Origin of the sequence: Streptomyces sp. GMY02 (assembly GCF_019056675.1) — a bacterium.
Lineage (GTDB): Bacteria > Actinomycetota > Actinomycetes > Streptomycetales > Streptomycetaceae > Streptomyces > Streptomyces odonnellii.
This window is the reverse complement of record NZ_CP077658.1, coordinates 4,127,181-4,145,108: the sequence shown is the minus strand read 5'-3', so window position 1 is coordinate 4,145,108 and position 17,928 is coordinate 4,127,181. Positions and strand designations below refer to the sequence as shown.

Annotated in this window: 14 protein-coding genes; 7 read left to right on the top strand and 7 right to left on the bottom strand. The window is 72.0% G+C overall.

What is annotated here, in order from left to right; translation table 11 throughout:
• Nucleotides 1–83 precede the first annotated feature (83 nt).
• Entirely contained in the window at nucleotides 84–731 is a 648-nt protein-coding gene (locus tag KQY30_RS17305; RefSeq protein ID WP_254407183.1) for an Lrp/AsnC family transcriptional regulator, read from the bottom strand.
• Between the two features lie 191 nt (nucleotides 732–922).
• On the opposite strand from KQY30_RS17305, the gene pdhA reads away from it, so the two are divergent.
• The 7 genes from pdhA (at nucleotide 923) to KQY30_RS17270 (ending at nucleotide 9,401) form a co-directional block, all read left to right on the top strand.
• Nucleotides 923–2,086, top strand: coding sequence for a pyruvate dehydrogenase (acetyl-transferring) E1 component subunit alpha (gene pdhA / locus KQY30_RS17300; protein WP_217307606.1), 1,164 nt, complete (start codon nucleotides 923–925; stop codon nucleotides 2,084–2,086).
• On the top strand, nucleotides 2,083–3,087 hold the full coding sequence (locus KQY30_RS17295) for an alpha-ketoacid dehydrogenase subunit beta (RefSeq protein WP_217307605.1): 1,005 nt from the start codon (nucleotides 2,083–2,085) through the stop codon (nucleotides 3,085–3,087). Before pdhA ends, KQY30_RS17295 begins: the two co-directional genes overlap by 4 nt.
• Complete coding sequence (locus KQY30_RS17290; RefSeq protein WP_217307604.1) at nucleotides 3,087–4,532, top strand: dihydrolipoamide acetyltransferase family protein; 1,446 nt, start codon at nucleotides 3,087–3,089, stop codon at nucleotides 4,530–4,532. The genes KQY30_RS17295 and KQY30_RS17290 overlap by 1 nt, the downstream gene beginning before the upstream one ends.
• Before the next feature lie 108 nt (nucleotides 4,533–4,640).
• The gene (locus KQY30_RS17285) at nucleotides 4,641–5,492 is read left to right on the top strand and encodes an NTP transferase domain-containing protein (RefSeq protein ID WP_217307603.1); all 852 of its coding nucleotides are present in this window, start codon (nucleotides 4,641–4,643) and stop codon (nucleotides 5,490–5,492) included.
• Nucleotides 5,489–7,267 carry a molybdopterin molybdotransferase MoeA gene (locus KQY30_RS17280; protein ID WP_217307602.1) on the top strand — a complete coding sequence of 593 codons (1,779 nt, stop codon included), beginning with the start codon at nucleotides 5,489–5,491 and terminating at the stop codon, nucleotides 7,265–7,267. The genes KQY30_RS17285 and KQY30_RS17280 overlap by 4 nt, the downstream gene beginning before the upstream one ends.
• Before the next feature lie 20 nt (nucleotides 7,268–7,287).
• On the top strand, nucleotides 7,288–8,349 hold the full coding sequence (locus KQY30_RS17275; protein ID WP_217311123.1) for a TrkA family potassium uptake protein: 1,062 nt from the start codon (nucleotides 7,288–7,290) through the stop codon (nucleotides 8,347–8,349).
• 62 nt (nucleotides 8,350–8,411) lie between these two features.
• Nucleotides 8,412–9,401: an NAD(P)H-quinone oxidoreductase gene (locus tag KQY30_RS17270; RefSeq protein ID WP_217307601.1), complete on the top strand. Its 990-nt coding sequence runs from the start codon at nucleotides 8,412–8,414 to the stop codon at nucleotides 9,399–9,401.
• A gap of 487 nt (nucleotides 9,402–9,888) precedes the next feature.
• Here KQY30_RS17270 and KQY30_RS17265 read toward each other — a convergent pair whose 3' ends face one another.
• From KQY30_RS17265 to KQY30_RS17240, 6 genes are all read right to left on the bottom strand, one after another.
• Entirely contained in the window at nucleotides 9,889–10,428 is a 540-nt protein-coding gene (locus KQY30_RS17265; protein WP_217307600.1) for a bacterial proteasome activator family protein, read from the bottom strand.
• A 203-nt stretch (nucleotides 10,429–10,631) separates the two neighbouring features.
• Complete coding sequence (locus tag KQY30_RS17260) at nucleotides 10,632–13,475, bottom strand: FtsX-like permease family protein (RefSeq protein WP_217307599.1); 2,844 nt, start codon at nucleotides 13,473–13,475, stop codon at nucleotides 10,632–10,634.
• On the bottom strand, nucleotides 13,472–14,221 hold the full coding sequence (locus KQY30_RS17255; RefSeq protein WP_046497860.1) for an ABC transporter ATP-binding protein: 750 nt from the start codon (nucleotides 14,219–14,221) through the stop codon (nucleotides 13,472–13,474). Before KQY30_RS17255 ends, KQY30_RS17260 begins: the two co-directional genes overlap by 4 nt.
• Nucleotides 14,222–14,348: 127 nt before the next feature.
• Complete coding sequence (locus KQY30_RS17250; protein WP_217307598.1) at nucleotides 14,349–15,008, bottom strand: PadR family transcriptional regulator; 660 nt, start codon at nucleotides 15,006–15,008, stop codon at nucleotides 14,349–14,351.
• A 152-nt stretch (nucleotides 15,009–15,160) separates the two neighbouring features.
• A complete protein-coding gene (locus KQY30_RS17245) occupies nucleotides 15,161–15,943 on the bottom strand; it encodes a hypothetical protein (RefSeq protein WP_217307597.1) in 783 nt (260 codons plus the stop codon).
• A 136-nt stretch (nucleotides 15,944–16,079) separates the two neighbouring features.
• Complete coding sequence (locus KQY30_RS17240) at nucleotides 16,080–17,822, bottom strand: Stk1 family PASTA domain-containing Ser/Thr kinase (protein WP_217307596.1); 1,743 nt, start codon at nucleotides 17,820–17,822, stop codon at nucleotides 16,080–16,082.
• Nucleotides 17,823–17,928 lie beyond the last annotated feature (106 nt).

The following is a 17,928-nucleotide window of genomic DNA, read 5'->3' as shown; positions in this document are numbered from 1 at the left end:
GTCCTGGACGGGCCACTCCCGAACGGGGTGCTTCTGGACGGGCGGCTCCTGGGCGGGGCGCTTCTGGGCGGGGCGGGTCTTCTCTAGAGCGTCGGACCGGCGGTCGTCCCGGACCCCAGGTCCGTTTCCTCGAAGACCAGCAGCGTGCGGGTGGAGAGCACCTCGGGGATCGACTGGAGCCTGGTCAGGACCAGTTCGCGCAGTGATCGGTTGTCCGGCGCGTGCACCAGCAGCAGCACGTCGAAGTCGCCGCTGACCAGCGCGATGTGGGCCGCCCCCGGCAGCTCTTCGAGCTGCTCGCGCACAGTGCGCCAGGAGTTCTGCACGATCTTCAGGGTGATGTACGCGGACGCGCCCTGACCCGCGCGTTCATGGTCGATCCTGGCGCTGAAACCGCGGATCACGCCGTCGTCGATGAGCCGGTTGATCCGGGCGTACGCGTTGGCGCGCGAGACATGGACACGCTCGGCGACGGAGCGTATGGAGGCCCGGCCTTCCGTCTGCAGGATCCGGAGGATGTCCTGGTCGATGGCGTCGAGCGGGCGCGGCGGCGGGGTCCGGTCCGGCGGAGGGGTCCGCTCCGGTGCTGAGGCCCGGTCGGGTACGGAAGCGCGTTCGGGTACGAGGGTCCGGTCGGGTACGGGGGTCCGCTCCGCGGTGCCGCCGGTCCGGCCGCCCCCCGGTACGCCGCGCTCGGGCGTCTCGTCGCTCCGGTCCGTGTCCTCGGCCATTTGTTCAGCTCCCATGTCCCCCCGCCTCTCCGCGATGGACGGCCTGTGGTCATCCCAAGCTGTGGAGAACCGTTTGTCCACAGGCTGGAGCCGCCTGTAGCCAAAATGCCTGAACGACCGAACAATCGGTAGGTGAGGCGTGCCACACCCGGCACCCCGCCGTCCGTCCGCTCCCACGAGGAGGTGCACGCGTGAAGAAGAGCAGTACGTCGGTCCAGGAGCTGCCCGGTGCCGCGGCCAACCGGCCCGTCCCGCCCCCGGCGTGGCAGCCGCGTACCGACCCCGCACCGCTGCTCCCCGACCCCGCGCCGTACCGCGCGCTGGGCACGGACGCCATGGCCGCCGCCGACCCCGGGCTGCTGCTGCGGCTGTACGGCGAGCTGGTCCGCGGCCGCAGATACAACGCGCAGGCGACGGCCCTCACCAAGCAGGGCAGGCTCGCGGTCTATCCGTCGAGCACCGGTCAGGAGGCCTGCGAGGTCGCCGCCGCCCTGGCCCTGCGCGAGCAGGACTGGCTCTTCCCCAGCTACCGCGACACCCTCGCGGCCGTGGCGCGCGGCCTCGATCCCGTCCAGGCGCTGACGCTGCTGCGCGGCGACTGGCACACCGGTTACGACCCGTACGAACACCGGATCGCGCCGCTGTCCACCCCGCTCGCCACCCAGCTTCCGCACGCCGTCGGCCTGGCCCACGCCGCGCGGCTGAAGGGGGACGACGTGGTGGCGCTGGCCATGGTCGGCGACGGCGGCACCAGCGAGGGCGACTTCCACGAGGCGCTGAACTTCGCCGCCGTATGGCGGGCCCCGGTCGTCTTCCTCGTACAGAACAACGGCTTCGCGATCTCCGTGCCGCTCGCCAAGCAGACCGCCGCGCCCTCCCTCGCCCACAAGGCCGTCGGGTACGGCATGCCGGGCCGGCTGGTGGACGGCAATGACGCGCCGGCGGTGTACACGGTGCTGCGCGACGCTCTCGCCCGCGCGTCGCGGGGTGAGGGTCCGACGCTGATCGAGGCCGTGACGTACCGCATCGAGGCTCATACGAACGCGGACGACGCGACGCGCTACCGCTCCGGCGGCGAGGTCGAGATCTGGCGCGCGCACGACCCGATCCGGCTGCTGGAGCATGAGCTGACGGAGCTGGGGATCCTCGACAAGGACGGTATCCGGGAGGCCGCGGAGGCCGCCGAGGCCATGGCCGCGCGGCTGCGGGACCGGATGAACGCGGAGCCGGTGCTCGACCCCATGGATCTCTTCACCCATGTCTACGCGGACCAGACCTCCCAGCTCCGCGAGCAGGCGGAGCAACTCCGCGCCGAACTGGCCGCGGCCGGGGAAGGACCGGGTGAGACGCGATGACCACGGTCGCGGTGAAGCCCGCCATCATGGCGCAGGCGCTCCAGCGCGCGCTGCGCGACGCCATGGCCGAGGACCCGTCCGTCCATGTCCTCGGAGAGGACGTCGGCACCCTCGGCGGGGTCTTCCGGATCACCGACGGGCTCGCCGCGGAGTTCGGGGACGACCGCTGTACGGACACCCCGCTCGCCGAGGCGGGCATCCTGGGGACGGCGGTCGGAATGGCGATGTACGGACTGCGGCCGGTCGTCGAGATGCAGTTCGACGCCTTCGCCTATCCGTCGTTCGAGCAGCTCATCAGCCATGTGGCGAAGATGCGGAACCGTACGCGCGGCGCGATGCCGCTGCCCATCACCGTGCGGGTGCCGTACGGCGGCGGGATCGGCGGGGTCGAGCACCACAGCGACTCGTCCGAGGCGTATTACATGGCGACGCCCGGCCTCCATGTCGTCACGCCCGCCACGGTCGACGACGCGTACGGGCTGCTGAGGGCCGCGATCGCCTCCGACGATCCGGTCGTCTTCCTGGAGCCGAAGCGGCTCTACTGGTCCAAGGCGTCCTGGTCGCCCGACGATCCGGCGCCCGTCGAGCCGATCGGCCGGGCCGTCGTCAGGCGCCGGGGCACCAGCGCCACGCTCATCACCTACGGGCCGTCCGTGCCCGTCTGCCTGGAGGCGGCCGAGGCGGCCCGCGCCGAGGGCTGGGACCTGGAAGTGGTCGATCTGCGCTCCCTGGTGCCGTTCGACGATGCCACGGTGGCCGATTCCGTACGGCGGACCGGGCGCGCTGTGGTCGTCCATGAGTCCACCGGTTTCGGCGGCCCCGGCGGGGAGATCGCCGCCCGGGTCACCGAGCGCTGCTTCCACCATCTGGAGGCGCCGGTTCTGCGGGTGGCGGGATTCGATATTCCGTATCCACCGCCGATGCTGGAGAGGCACCATCTTCCGGGAGTGGACCGGGTGCTGGACGCGGTCGCGCGGCTCCAGTGGGAGGCGGAGAGCTGATGGCCCAGGTGCTGGAATTCAGACTGCCGGACCTCGGTGAAGGGCTGACCGAGGCGGAGATCGTCCGCTGGCTGGTGTCGGTGGGCGATGTGGTCGCCATCGACCAGCCGGTGGTCGAGGTGGAGACGGCCAAGGCGATGGTGGAGGTGCCGTGCCCCTACGGGGGCGTGGTCACGGCGCGCTATGGCGACGAGGGCACGGAGCTGCCGGTCGGGGCTCCGCTGCTGACGGTGGCGGTGGGGGCGTCGGAGCCGGGGGAGGTGCCGGCCCCGGCAGGTGAGCGGCCTTCGGCGACCGCTGCCGAGCCCGCCGCCGGTGCGCCTGCCACGCCCGTCGCCGATTCGGCCGCGTGGGCCGCCGCTCAGCCCGGTTCCGGCTCGGCGGGCCCGTCCGCCGGTGAGACATCCGGCAATGTGCTGGTCGGGTACGGGACCGGTGCGCCGGTGGCGCGACGGCGCAGGGTCCGTCCCGCGCGGACCGTCCCTTCCCCGGCTCCCCGTGTTCCTGCCGCGCCCGGCGCGGGTCCGCTCAATGGTGCGCAGGGGCCGGTCCCGGTGGTCTCGCCGCTGGTGCGCCGGCTGGCGCGTGAGCACGGCGTCGATCTGCGTGCGCTGACCGGCTCGGGGCGGGACGGGCTGATCCTGCGGTCCGATGTCGAGCAGGCGGTCCGGCACGGTGCCGCGCGGTCGGAGCCCGTGACGGCCGCGACGCCCGCCGCGGTGGCCGCGCCCTCTCCGGCGGCGGCCCACCAGGAAGGGGCCGTGCGGGTGCCGCTCCGCGGTGTGCGGGGCGCGGTCGCCGACAAGCTCAGCCGCAGCCGGCACGAGATCCCGGACGCGACCTGCTGGGTCGACGCGGACGCCACGGAGCTGATGGCCGCCCGTACGGCGATGAACGCGGCCGGGGGCCAGAAGATCTCCCTGCTCGCCCTGCTGGCCCGGATCTGCACGGCGGCCCTGGCCCGTTATCCGGAGCTGAACTCCACCGTGGACATGACGGCCCGGGAGATCGTGCGCCTGCCCGCCGTGCATCTCGGTTTCGCCGCCCAGACCGACCGCGGGCTGGTCGTCCCGGTCGTACGGGACGCGCACACCCGCTCCGCCGAGTCACTGAGCGCGGAGTTCGCGCGGCTGACGGAGGCGGGCCGCTCCGGCACGCTCACACCGGGCGAGCTGACCGGCGGGACCTTCACGCTCAACAACTACGGGGTGTTCGGCGTCGACGGTTCCACGCCGATCATCAACCACCCGGAGGCCGCGATGCTCGGGGTCGGCCGGATCGTACCCAAGCCCTGGGTCCACCAGGGCGAGCTGGCCGTACGTCAGGTGGTGCAGCTCTCGCTCACCTTCGACCACCGGGTCTGCGACGGCGGTACGGCAGGCGGCTTCCTGCGCCATGTGGCGGACTGCGTCGAACAGCCGGCGATGCTGCTCCGCACGCTGTAGCGGGATATTCCGAACGAAGGGCACAGAAAGCGCCGACATTCCCGGGAAGTTCGGCCCGGGCACAACACCGGGCGCTTCGAACGGGTGATCGCGGCTCATACTTCAGCCATGACCGCCTATGACGCCATCGTGCTCGCCGGAGGTGCCGCCAAGCGGCTCGGCGGCGCCGACAAGCCAGGGGTACGGGTCGGGGGCAGAGCGCTGCTCGACCGGGTGCTGGCCGCCTGTGACGAGGCCGGCAGGACCGTCGTCGTGGGCGATCGACGGCCGACGGTACGGCCGGTGCGCTGGGCGCGCGAGGAGCCGCCCGGCGGCGGGCCCCTGGCCGCGCTGGACGCGGGGGTGCGGTGCGTGGAGGCCGACACCGTGCTCGTACTCTCCGCGGATCTGCCGTTCCTGGGGAAGCCGACGGTGCGGAGGCTGGTCAGGGCGCTGGACGCCGGCGGGCAGGAGGCGGTGCTCCTGACGGACGCGGACGGGCGCGACCAGCCGCTGGTCGCCGCGTACCGCGCGGAGCCGCTGCGCCGTGAACTCGCCCTTCTGGCAACGGAGTACGGCAATCTGCGCGGGCTTCCGCTGCGCCTGTTGCCGGCCGAACTCGAACTGGCCCGGATCGATGACGACCCCTTCGCCTCCTTCGACTGCGACACCTGGGAAGACATCTCCACGGCCCGGGCCCGGATCAGGGAGCATGGAACTGTGCTGGATGAATGGATCACCGCTGTCAAGGACGAACTCGGCATCGAGCTGGATGTCGACATCCGTGTCCTGCTCGACCTCGCCCGGGACGCGGCGCACGGTGTCGCCCGGCCCGCCGCGCCGCTGACGACCTTCCTGGTCGGCTACGCGGCGGGCCGGGCCGGCGGGGACGGCCCCGAGGCCGTCGCCGAGGCGTCCCGCAAGGCCGTGGCGCTCGCCGCCCGCTGGGCGGACGAGACGAAGGGCGACGACGCGGGATGACGCCCCGGGACCGGGAGTCCGAGGAGATCGAGGAAGCGCTGGCCTTGGTCGGCAGGAGGCCGCCTCCGTCGAACGCCCCGCCGGGTGCCGACAGCCCGGACCGGGGCCACGGCCGGGGCGGAGGCAAGCACGGTGTCGGCCCCGGTGCTTCGGTGTCGGGCCCTGACCGGGCCGGCAGCCCGGACCCGGGCACCGGCCAGGACGACGGCGACGGCTCGGACTCGGGTCGGGGGACGGGCCGGACCGGGGGTGCGGACGGTGGTGACGCCCTGGACTTGGGCCGGGCGGTGGACCAACAGCACGGTGCCGGCCCTGGCACCTCGGCGCCCGGCGCGGGCCGGGGCGGCAGCCCGGAACCGGGCCGGGAGGCGGAGGGGCACGGCTCACGTCACACCGTCGGAGCCGGGATGCCTGCTACGGGTGTCGCGGGCCGCGGCGCCGCTACCGGCGCGCATGCCGCGGGCGGGCGGCATCATGCTCGGGCGTGGGGAGAAGCCCGCGCCATTGCCGAGCGGGCGGGACGGGGCGCGGGAAGCGACCCGGCTCCGCGGGCCGAATCAGTGCCGCTCGACCGGGCGTTGGGGCGGGCGCTCGCCGAAGCGTTGACCGCGCTGACCGATCTGCCGTCCTTCGACACCTCCGCGATGGACGGCTGGGCGGTCTCGGGGCCCGGCCCCTGGACCATACGGAGCGCGCCCGGCGACTCCTCCGACGCCGGGGACGGCGCTGCGGACAGCGCCAGGGGCACCGCCGGGGACAGTGGCATCCTCGCCGGGCAGGCGGTGGCCGCGCCGCTCCCCGACGGTTCGGCGGTACGGATCGCCACCGGCGCCCGGATCCCGCCCGATGTGACCGCCGTGATCCGCAGCGAACACGCCCGGACCGACAGCGGCGGCCGTCTCCATGCCGAGCGCGAGGTCGCGCCCGGTCAGGACATCAGGCCACGCGGTCAGGAGTGCCGCTCCGGCGACCGGCTGCTGCCCGCCGGTTCTCTGGTGACCCCCGCAGTCCTCGGTCTCGCGGCGGCGGCCGGATACGACGAACTTCTCACCGTCCCGCAGCCTCGCGTGGAGGTACTGGTTCTCGGCGATGAGCTGCTCACCGAAGGCCTGCCCCATGACGGGTTGATCCGTGACGCCCTGGGCCCCATGCTCGGGCCCTGGCTCCGCGGGCTCGGCGCGGAGGTCCTCGCCACCCGCCGGATCGGCGACGATGCCGACGCGCTGCACCGCGCGATCACCGGTTCCGAGGCCGACCTTGTGATCACCACCGGCGGTACGGCCGCGGGCCCGGTCGACCATGTCCACCCGGTGCTCCGGAAGGCCGGTGCGGAACTGCTGGTGGACGGCGTTGCCGTACGGCCTGGCCACCCCATGTTGCTGGCCCGGCTCGCACCGGGACAGCATCTGGTGGGGCTGCCCGGCAATCCACTTGCCGCGGTCTCCGGGCTACTGACTCTCGCCGAACCCTTGCTGCGCGCGCTGGCGGGACGCTCACCCCGCGTCGCCTACCGGGTGCCGCTTCGCGAGGCGGTGCATGGCCATCCGTACGACACGCGTCTGGTGCCCGTTGTCCACCGCGACGAGGGGCTCGTACCGCTTCATTTCAATGGTCCGGCCATGCTCCGTGGTATCGCCGCCGCCGATGGACTGGCCGTCGTACCGCCGAGCGGGGCGCGGGCCGGTGAGGAACTGGAAGTGCTTGACCTCCCATGGACCGCCTCGGCCGATGGGCCGCTGGAGGGTGTTTCACGTGAAACAGGGTGTTTCACGTGAAACTTCCCGGCCATGACGCTATGGCGCGGCACGCCGACGAATATCTGGTGACCTCCCGGGTGAAGCTTCCGCGCCGCAGGGCTGTACGCCCGCTGCGCCAGGTCAGCCGACGCCTGCTGATGGCCCTGTTCGTACTGGCCCTGACGGTGTTTCTCGTCTACATCGACAACGAGGGCTACCACGACAACGCCGACGACTCCGTCGACTTTCTCGATGCCGTCTACTACGCCACCGTGACCCTCTCCACCACGGGTTACGGCGACATCGTCCCGTACAGCGACAGCGCACGGCTTGTGAATGTGCTGCTGGTGACCCCGCTGCGGGTGGTCTTTCTCATCATCCTGGTCGGCACCACTCTTGAGGTCCTCACGGAGCGCACCCGGGAGGAGTGGCGGCAGAACCGTTGGAGGTCCAACGTGCGCGACCACACCATCATCGTCGGCTATGGCACCAAGGGGCGGTCGGCGGTCCAGACCCTCTGCGCCACCGGTCTCAAGAAGGACCAGATAGTCATTGTCGACCCGTCGAACAAGGTGATCGAGGCGGCCAACGCGGAAGGGTTCGTCGGGATCGTCGGCGACGCGACCCGCAGCGATGTGCTGCTGCGCGCGGAGCTCCAGCGCGCCCGCCAGATAGTCATCGCCACTCAGCGTGATGACACAGCGGTCCTGGTCGCGCTGACGGCACGCCAGCTCAACCGGGCGGCGAAGATCGTCGCCGCCGTGCGCGAGGAGGAGAACGCGCCGCTGCTGCGCCAGTCGGGCGCCGACGCGGTCATCACCAGCGCCAGCGCCGCCGGCCGGCTGCTCGGGCTCTCCGTGCTCAGCCCCAGCGCCGGTACGGTGATGGAGGACCTGATCCAGCAGGGCAGCGGCCTCGACCTGATCGAACGCCCCGTCATAAAGGCCGAAGTGGGCCGCAGCGTACGGGAGACGGACGATCTGGTGGTGAGCGTGCTGCGTGGTCATCGGCTGCTGGGGTACGACGATCCGGCCGCGAGCCCGCTCCAGTTGACCGACCGTCTGATCACCATCGTCCGCGCCCAGAGCCCCGCCGCGCAGGACGGCTCCAACTCGGCATAGTGGCAAGCCGGTACATCGGCGGGGCAGGCCGCCGTGCCGGTGCCGGGGGGTAGCCTCGCGCCATGCATGCGATCACGATTCCGGAACCCGGTGGCCCCGAGGCGCTTGTATGGGCCGAGGTGCCCGATCCCGTACCCGGCGAGGGCGAGGTCCTCGTTGAGGTCGTGGCGAGCGCGGTCAACCGCGCCGATCTTCTGCAACGGCAGGGCTTCTACGATCCCCCGCCCGGCTCCTCCCCGTACCCCGGCCTGGAGTGCTCCGGGCGGATCATCGCGCTGGGCGCGGGGGTCGCGGGCTGGGCCGTCGGCGACGAGGTGTGCGCACTGCTGGCGGGCGGGGGGTACGCCGAGAAGGTCGCCGTACCCGCCGGTCAGCTTCTTCCCGTACCGAAGGGGCTGGATCTGGCGACGGCCGCGGCGCTCCCCGAGGTCATCTGCACGATCTGGTCCAACGTCTTCATGATCGCCCACCTGCGCCCCGGCGAGACCCTGCTCGTGCACGGCGGTGCGAGCGGTATCGGCACCATGGCCATCCAGCTCGCCAAGGCGGTGGGCGCGAAGGTCGCGGTCACGGCGGGCAGTCCCGCGAAGCTGGAGCGCTGCGCCGAACTGGGCGCGGACATTCTGATCGACTACCGCGAGCAGGACTTCGTGGCGGAGATCCGCGGTGCCACGGGCGGCGCGGGGGCGGATGTCATCCTCGACATCGTCGGCGCCAAGTATCTGGAACGGAATGTGAAGGCGCTGGCCGTGAACGGCCGGCTCGCGGTGATCGGCCTTCAGGGCGGGGTGAAGGGCGAACTCAATCTGGGTGCTCTGCTCCACAAGCGCGGTGCCATCACGGCGACCTCGCTGCGCGCGCGCCCGCAGTCGGAGAAGGCGGCGATCGTGGCGGCGGTACGGGAACATGTCTGGCCGCTGATCGAGAACGGCGACATCCGGCCAGTGGTGGATCAGTCGCTGCCGCTGTCGGAGGCGGTGGAGGGGCATCGCGCGCTGGAGGCCGGCACGCATATCGGCAAGGTGCTGCTGCTCACGTCGGCGGCGGGCTGACGGACCGCGACGGGCCGGGGTCCGCCCCTGGCCCGTCGCAACGGGCCACGAAGCGGCCGGATGGACCGGCGCCCGTCCGGACTGCGCATCTCGTACGAATCGGGCCGCGGCCGGACCCGTAAGCCGGCCGACCGGACCTCTCGGCGTCATTCGAACGCCCGCCGTCAGCCCGAGAACGCCCGCCCTGGCCGGTAGCGCCTCACGCCCCGGCCACCCTGGCCCGCAGTCGCCTCACGCCCCGCCCCGCAGCGGCCTCACGCCCGGCCCGCAGTCGCCTCACGCCCGGCCCGCAGCGGCCTCACGCCCGGCCCGCAGCGGCCTCACGCCCGGCCCGCAGTCGCCTCGCGCCCCGGCTCGCGGCATCCCCGCGCCCCAGCTCGCGCCACGTCCGCTCGCGCCGCGCCCCGGCCCGAGCTACGAGCCCCCTCCGCAGACCGAGCCCGTTCGACAGATCGAGCGGTCGAGCCCGTGCTGCGTCGAGCCCGTGCTACAGATACGGTCCCGAGCGGATCGCGCCGTGGCCCGGGTCGCCCTCTTCGTCCTGGACCGAGCCCGGCGGCAGCGCGCGGCGCATCTGTTCGAGCTGGGCCCTGGCCGCCATCTGCTGGGCGAACAGCGCGGTCTGGATGCCGTGGAAGAGGCCCTCCAGCCAGCCCACCAACTGGGCCTGTGCGATACGCAGTTCCGCCTCGGAGGGAATCGCCTCGTCCGTGAAGGGGAGCGAGAGCCGCTCCAGCTCCTCCACCAGCTCGGGGGCGAGCCCGTCCTCCAGCTCCTTCACCGAACCGGCGTGGATCTCCTTGAGCCTGACCCGGCTCGCCTCGTCCAGAGGAGCCGCCCGCACCTCCTCCAGAAGCTGCTTGATCATGCTGCCGATGCGCATGACCTTGGCGGGCTGTTCGACCATCTCTGTCACGGGAACCTCGCGCGCCTCGTCGGCCCCACCGCCGCCGAGCGCCATCCCGTCCTGTCCCACCACAAGGACATGGGGGCTCTCCTGCGACCGTTCGTTACTCGGCATCTCCATACGGCCCATTGTCTCGCACGTGTGCGTCACCACAGTGTGTGCCCCCGTACGGAGATGATCCACCTCGTACGGGGGCACGACGCACGGGCGCTGCCCGCCTCGGAAACCGGTCCGACAGGGCCGGCGGGACCCGGTTCTGCCGGGCAGCGGCCGGACCGGTCCCGCCGCTGCCCGGCCGGACCGGTCCCGCCGGGCAGGCCCCGTCATGTGGCCGCGCGGCGCCCCAGTGTCCGGTGCGAGCGCGTGACCAGCGCCGCCAGGACCGCCGCGCCCAGCGGGACGGCGATCAGCAGCGCGGCCAGCGTCCCCCACGGGATGACAACGGGCACGTACGGCAGCGAGACGGAGCTGAGCCCCTCGTCGAGCGCCTCGCGGTACGCGTTCAGCTCGCTGCGCCGCTCCGTGAGCCGGAGCCCGATCGCGGGGAGCACCCCGGCGGCCGAACCCAGCAGCACACCCATCCCCGCCACCACCCCGCACTGGAATCCGCTGAGCGTCCTGCGGACCCGCGACGGGGCGCCGACCGCGGCGAGCGTCTTGAGGTCGGCCTCGGCGTCGGCCTGGGCGAGCCCGGTCGCGATCCCGGCCGCGCCGATGGTCACCAGTCCGGCGAAGACCGTCAGCGCCAGCAGCACGATGCTGGTCTCGCTGGTGTATCCGGCCTCGATATCGAGCTGCACCGAGTTGCCGGTCCTGTCCAGCTCGCCGTCCAGCTTCTGCTTCTGGGTGTCGCTGGGCAGGGCGCTGGTGGTGAAGTACGCGCCGAGCGGAACGGTGCTCAGGCCCGCGGCCTTTGCCGTGGCCGGGGTCAGCAGCGTCGTGACGCCGTACGCGTTCGGGTCCCCGGGGACCTGGTAGGCCGGGATCGACTTGACGACGCCGGGCGCGGGCAGGTCCTTCGCCCTGGCCTCGTCGGCCTTCCTGGCGTCCGTGATCAGACGGATACCGATCTTTCCGTCGGTATCGACGTTGCGCTTGTCGAACGAGACGGCTTTGCCGTCCGCCAGCGCCTTCACCGCAGCCGGATCGTCGATGCCGAGGACCTTCATGACCGCGGCCTCACCCACCAGCACGCCGCCGTTGGCAAAGGTGTAGACGGAGTCCTGCTTGCAGCGCCAGTCCTTGATGAGCTTGCGCCGCTCGGCCTTGCTGAACTTCTCCGCGGGGTCCTCCGTGCCCGTTGACCAGAGCGGGCACTTCTGGGCCTCCGGTACGACCACCTCGTACTCTCCGCAGCCGTCCTCCCGGCCGTACATCGGGCAGCCCGGCTTGCCGACGGAGATCCGGTCCACATCGGCCCGTACATCGGTCGGAAGGGTCTTCTCGACGGCCGTGCGCACGGCCGGAACAGCCCGGCCGCCCTCTTCGTCGAGCATGACGGAGACCGCGCCATGGGGGAGCTGCGGTGTGTACGAGGCCCGGCCCTGGGCCTCCTGGCTCGCGGAGTACGTGGACACCGCCACCGTGCCGGCGACCGCTGCCAGCACCGCCGCGACGGCAGGAGCCGTACGGCCCCGGTTCCGTACGGCGTCCCGCAGTGCCAGGCGCGGCGAGAGGGGCAGCCAGCGGCCGGTCCTGCCGAACAGCCCGACCAGCGCCGGGGTCAGCGCGACCACACCCAGTTCGGCGATGGCACTGCCGCCCGCGACGACCGCGAACTGATCGGTCATGGTCGAGCCGTACAGCGCGATCACCGCGCCCAGGACAACCGCGATCAGACCCAGCACCGGCAGGACCCTGCTGCTTCCGCGCACACCGCGGCGGCCGGTGAGCGAGGCCAGAACGGTCTGCCGGGAGGCGGTGACGGCCGGGACGATCGCCGCCAGCAGACCGGTGAGCACGGCGAGCAGCGCGATCCCGAGGAGTTCCAGCGGCCGGATGTCGAAGACACCGAAGCGCTGGCCGATGTAGTCCTCAAGGACGGGACGCAGGGCATAGGTGAGGCCCAGGCCCAGCAGCGTGCCGACCACGGCCGAGGCGACACCGATCACCAGGCCGCCACCGAGGACGATCGCCCGGATATGGCGCCGGTCACCGCCATTGGCACCGACCAGGCCGAGCTGGCGGCGCGAGCGGCGGGCGCCGACCGCGAAGGCCGGACCTGCCAGCAGACAGATCTCCAGCATGGCGAGGCCGACGATGGTGCCCACCGCGGCCAGCTCGGTGGCGTTGCTGCCGCCCTCCTGGTAGTCGCGCCGGCTCCCCTGCTTGTACAGGGGCACATCCGCGTCGGCGGGCGGGTGCAGGGTCACGGCGCGCGAGATCACCTTGATGCCATGGGCGTTGGCCTGCTGCACCATGTTCCACGTGAAACCACCCGGGACGCGCACGAGATGGGTGGTGCGCGGCTCGGTCCCCGGCAGCCCGTCGGCCAGGAGCGCCTTGTCGAGCGGGGCCAGCAGCGCCCCGGGAAGCGCGTTGACCTGGTTGGTGTCCAGCGCGTCGGGCAGTTCGTACGCACCGACGATCCGGTACGTGGCGTCCAGTCCGCGGGCGGAGAGCTCGGAGCCCACGCGCAGCCCGCTGACCTCCAGGAAGTGGCTGGTCGCCGCGACCTCGCCGCCCTTCTCGGGGAAACGGCCCTCATTGAGGCGCAGCAGGCCGCGGACGATGGGATCCCCGGCCTTCAGCTCGCGTATCTCGGTCTGGAGGAGCCCGTGCGTGGTACGGAGCTTCGCGACGGCCACGGTGTCCTGAAGGGTGGTGGCACCCGCCGGAATGGCCTTGGTGACATCACCGGGTCCGTTGGGCCAGGGCTCGTCGTCGAAGTCGCCCACCGGCGAGTAGGTGTCGCCGGTGGGGCTCTGGTAGATGGCGTGTCCGCCCAGCTCGGGGTCTCTGATCTCCGCGTCGGCCCGGCCGAGCGTACGGTCGAGCTGCTCCTCGGTGGACAGTTCCGCGCTGCGCACGGTCAGATCGAAGGCGCTCACCCCGAGGATGGGCAGCGCGATCATGGCGAGGACCAGAAAGCTGCGGCCCTTGTAGCGCCAGGCGTCGCGGCGGGCTATGCGCAGCGCGGCACGCCAGGAGTGGTACCAGGTCTTCACAGTTCGGCCGCCTGGCCCGTGAGCAGCGAGTCCGCCTGGCTGCGGATGGTCTGGTCGACGACCGCGCCGTCCCGCAGGAAGACCACCCGGTCCGCCCAGGCCGCGAAGCGCGGCTCATGGGTGACCAGAACGCCGGCGGCGCCCGCGTCGCAGCGGGTGCGCAGCAGGGCGAGCACGGACTCGCCCGTCTCGGAGTCCAGTGCCCCGGTCGGCTCGTCCGCGAGTACGAGCCGCCGGTCGCCCACGAGCGCGCGGGCTATCGCCACCCGCTGCTGCTGGCCGCCGGACATCTCGTCGGGGAACCGGTCGGCGAGCTGCTCCAGCCCCATCTCGGTCAGCGCGGCCACGGCCTCGGTGCGCGCCTTGCGCGCGGAAGTGCCGTCGAGTTCCCGGGGCAGCGCGATGTTCTCGGCGGCGGTGAGGGCGGGGATGAGGTTGTAGTCCTGGAACACATAGCCGATGCTGCGGCGGCGCAGGGCCGCGAGCTGCTTGCGGTCGACGGTGGTGATGTCGGTGCCCTCGACGATCACCCGGCCCGAGCTGGGGCTGTCGAGACCGCCCGCGATGGTCAGCAGCGTGGACTTGCCGGAGCCCGAGGGACCCATGACGGCGACCAGCTCGCCGGGGAAGACATCGAGGTTGATACCGCGCAGGGCATGGACCTCGGTGGCGCCACTGCCGTGGACACGGGTCAGCTCTTGGAGTTGCAGCACGGGCTGCTGGGACGATCGTGCGTTTTCAGGCATAAGGGATCCCTTGTGGGCGTGCGGGCACGTACGGGTGGGTGTGAGGTACGTGCTGAATCAGAAAGGGCGAGCGAGGGCGGGCCGGCGGGCCGACCTGAGATGCGTCGGCCTGCCGCATGCCGGTCTGCTACTTGCCGGCCTGAGACGCGTCGGATGAACGCGCGTCGGCGAGGCCTGGCCGGTCGCTTTCGGCGGGGCTCTCCGAGGGGTTCTGTACGGGACCGTCCGCCGCCGGTCGGCCGGTCGGTTCCGGCAGCAGGGAGAGCCGGATCAGCCGGGCCTCGCAATGGTCCAGCCAGCGGGCCTCGGCCTCGGTCTGGAAGATGAGCTGTTCCAGTACGAGCAGCCAGGCCACCTCGTGCCGGTCCGCCGGGACCGCTTCCAGGGCCTGGGCCTTCAGCCGCGTGTAGTCCTGCATCGCCTTGATGGTGTGGCGGCGCTGCGACTGGATGACCTCCCGGATGTCGACGCCGGGCGCGCCCACCGCCATGGCGAGCTTGATCGCCAGCTCGTCGCGGGGCGGGCTGGTGCGGTCGACGGGCCTGCGGAACCAGGCCTTCAGCTCGGAGCGCCCGGCGTCCGTGATCACGTAGAGCGCATGGCCCGCGGGGTCCTCTCCGTCCTGCGCGACCATGCCGTCGCGCTCCAGACGGCCGAGGGTCGTATAGACCTGGCCGACATTGAGCGGCCAGGTGGCGCCGGTGCGGGACTCGAACTCCGTACGGAGCTGAGAGCCGTAGCGCGGGCCACGTTCCAGGAGGGCCAGCAGCCCATGGCGAATCGACATACTGAGTATGTATACCGAGTATGCAGTGGCCCGCAAGCGACCTGAGGCGGACGTCATAAGTCCGCCGTAAGGATGACGGCGGGTCCGAGGGCGGGGCCGGGGGCGGGTCCGGTACGAGGCCGAGGGCAGGCCAGGAGGGCCGGGAGGGCCGGTCAGCGGCGCCGGAGCCGCAGCCCGAGGAACCCGAGCCCCAGGCCGATCAGCGTGATTCCGGTGCCCAGGGTCAGCACCGGGATGGGCTGCGAGGCGGTGCCGGTGAGCGTCCGTGAGCCGGGTTCGCGGGCGGCGGCGGGCGGGCGGCGAGGGGCCTCGGAGTCCTCGGGCGACTCCATGAGGTCCTGTGGGGACTCCTCCGTGGCCTGGCCGTCCGTACCCTCGCCCGTCTCGTCCGTCTCCTCCGTCCCCCTGATCCCTCCCGCCTTGTCCGTTTCCTCCGCCGTGTCTTCGCTCGTGTCCTCGCTGTCATGGGCGGGCGGCTCGGGATCGGCGGGCGAGATGCGGGGGCGGGTGGTGGAGGGTGCGGTGGACGCCTTCGGGGGACGGTGGGTGGGGTGCGCCGGGTGCTCGGAAGGGCCCGGATCCGCTTCCTCCTCAGGACCGATGCCGGCGTCCGTCTCCGGATTGGCCCCGGCGTCCTGACCCGGCTCCTCGGCCGTGCCCCAGTCCCCCCAGTCCGGCTCGCGGTCCGTCTCCGGGTCCCCGCCCGTGTCCGTATCGGCGTCCGCGTGCGGATTTCCGGCGTCGGGCTCCTGCGGTCTGCCGGGTCGCGGGCGTCCCTCGCCTGCCGGGCGGCCCGCCAGGGTGAGATCGAACTCGGGGGACACCGTCGGACGGGCGGGGGGTGGTGGGACTGACTCCTCGGCGTATGCGACAGGTGCGGTCATCAGCAGCGACGCGACCGCGAGCGCGCAGGGGGTGCGGAGCGTAGGAGTCACCGACTCAGCGTCACATGTAATGACAAAACCGGCATCTCGGGAGGTTCATCCGGGTACCGCCACGCTTCGGTACCACCAGGCATCGGCGCCGCGACGCTTCGGTACCGCCAGACTTCGGTGCCGGGTGCGCCCCGGACTACCCCGCGTTCCCCGTAGAGACCGTCAGCTCGAACTCCTGGTCCCTGGGCAGGATGGCCGCGCCCGGCCGCGGGTACTGGTCGATCACGATGTCCTGCGCCTGCGAGCCGTCGTCCTCCGACTTCACCGCCGCCCAGGTCCAGCCCGCCTCACGCAGACAGTCCTTCACCGACAGGATGTCCTTGTAGCGCAGGTCGGGGGCCGTCACCTTGGACGGATCCAGCCCGTCCTCCGTGGCGTCCGAGCACTCCGTCGCGTCGATCGTCCGGTTGCGCTCCGGGTCGCGGTGGCCACCCGACGAGTCCGACGTGTCCGACGAGTACGAGGAGTCGCTGTTCGTCGGGTCGGCCGTGCCACCGCCGCCCGGGTCGTCCTGGTTGAACGAGAGCGCCGCTATCAGACCGCCGATGGCCAGAATCGCGACCGCGATCGACCCCACGATGACCGGCATGTTCCGTCTGCCGCCACCACCGTGCCCACCACCGTGACCGCCATGCCCTCCACCGTGAGCGCCATGGCTCCCACGCCCGCCACCGGGCGCCGTCGCGGGCTGCGGCGACATCACGTACGGCTGCGGCGTCGGCGGCATCGGCTGCTGGGGTGCCTGGTACGCCGCCGGGGCCTGCTGCGGATGCGGATGCTGCGGATAGCCGTACCCGGCCCCGGGAGGCGTCGGCGCCGGGGTCGGCGGGCCGTACGACCCCGGGTTGTACGGCGTCTGCACCCCCTGCCCCGACGGCACCTGCCCCGACTGGCCCACCGGCGGGAAGACCGCCGAGCCCACACCGGAACCGCTGTTCTGCGGAGCGCCCGGCACGATCACCGGAGTGCCCGTCTGACCCGCAGTCAGCACCCGGGCGCACTCGTCGCGCATCGCCGCCGCACTCGGGAAACGCTCGTTCGGGTTCTTCTTCAGCGCCCGCGCGACCAGCGCGTCCATCGCCGGGGTGACCGAGCGGTTGATGCTGGACGGAGCGACCGGCTCCTCCTGTACGTGCGCGTACGCGATCGCCAGCGGGGAGTCCGCGTCGAACGGCAGCCGGCCCGTCAGGAGCTGGAAGAGCATGATGCCGACCGAGTAGAGGTCTGAGCGGGCGTCCACCGCGCGCCCGAGGGCCTGCTCGGGCGAGAGGTACTGCGGGGTGCCGACGACCATGCCGGTCTGGGTCATCGAGGTGACCCCCGACTGCATGGCCCGCGCGATGCCGAAGTCCATCACCTTGACGACGCCGCGCTTGGTCATCATCACATTGCCCGGCTTGATGTCCCGGTGGACCAGGCCCATCTCATGGCTGGTCTCCAGCGCGGCCAGCACATCGGCCGTCACCTTGAGCGCCTTGTCCGCGGGCATCGCGCCGTACTCGGTGATGTCCCGCTGGAGCACGGAGCCGAGCGGCTGCCCCTCGACGTACTCCATGACGATGTACGGCATGAGCGCGCCGGAGCCCGCGGCGGAGCCGCTTTCCTGGAGCGTGTCCTCGCCCGTGTCGAAGACCGAGACGATATTGGTGTGCGACAGCTTGGCGACGGCCTGCGCCTCGCGCCGGAAGCGCTCGCGGAAGGACTGCTCGCGCCCCAGCTCCGTGTGCAGGGTCTTGATGGCGACCTGGCGGTCCAGCGCCGAGTCGTACGCGAGGTACACGGACGCCATGCCGCCCTCGCCGAGCAGGTCGCGAAGCTGGTACCGGCCGCCCGCGACCGAACCGCCCGCGTAGCGGCCCCGTGCGCCGTGCTGGCTCATGACTGTGCTTCCCCCCTCGGCGCGCCGGCGCGGTCCGGTCCTGCGGTTCCTGCGGTCCTGGACGCGATGGTGCTCGCGGTGATCCCGTTATTACGCGCCAAGTCTG

Excerpts from the sequence above, each read along its gene's own strand:
- KQY30_RS17250 (WP_217307598.1), bottom strand. The coding sequence starts at position 15,008 with ATGTCGATTCGCCATGGGCTGCTGGCCCTCCTGGAACGTGGCCCGCGC.
- KQY30_RS17240 (WP_217307596.1), bottom strand. The coding sequence starts at position 17,822 with ATGAGCCAGCACGGCGCACGGGGCCGCTACGCGGGCGGTTCGGTCGCG.
- KQY30_RS17305 (WP_254407183.1), bottom strand. The coding sequence starts at position 731 with ATGGCCGAGGACACGGACCGGAGCGACGAGACGCCCGAGCGCGGCGTA.
- KQY30_RS17275 (WP_217311123.1), top strand. The coding sequence starts at position 7,288 with ATGGCGCGGCACGCCGACGAATATCTGGTGACCTCCCGGGTGAAGCTT.
- KQY30_RS17280 (WP_217307602.1), top strand. The coding sequence starts at position 5,489 with ATGACGCCCCGGGACCGGGAGTCCGAGGAGATCGAGGAAGCGCTGGCC.
- KQY30_RS17255 (WP_046497860.1), bottom strand. The coding sequence starts at position 14,221 with ATGCCTGAAAACGCACGATCGTCCCAGCAGCCCGTGCTGCAACTCCAA.
- KQY30_RS17285 (WP_217307603.1), top strand. The coding sequence starts at position 4,641 with ATGACCGCCTATGACGCCATCGTGCTCGCCGGAGGTGCCGCCAAGCGG.
- KQY30_RS17265 (WP_217307600.1), bottom strand. The coding sequence starts at position 10,428 with ATGGAGATGCCGAGTAACGAACGGTCGCAGGAGAGCCCCCATGTCCTT.
- KQY30_RS17270 (WP_217307601.1), top strand. The coding sequence starts at position 8,412 with ATGCATGCGATCACGATTCCGGAACCCGGTGGCCCCGAGGCGCTTGTA.
- KQY30_RS17295 (WP_217307605.1), top strand. The coding sequence starts at position 2,083 with ATGACCACGGTCGCGGTGAAGCCCGCCATCATGGCGCAGGCGCTCCAG.
- KQY30_RS17290 (WP_217307604.1), top strand. The coding sequence starts at position 3,087 with ATGGCCCAGGTGCTGGAATTCAGACTGCCGGACCTCGGTGAAGGGCTG.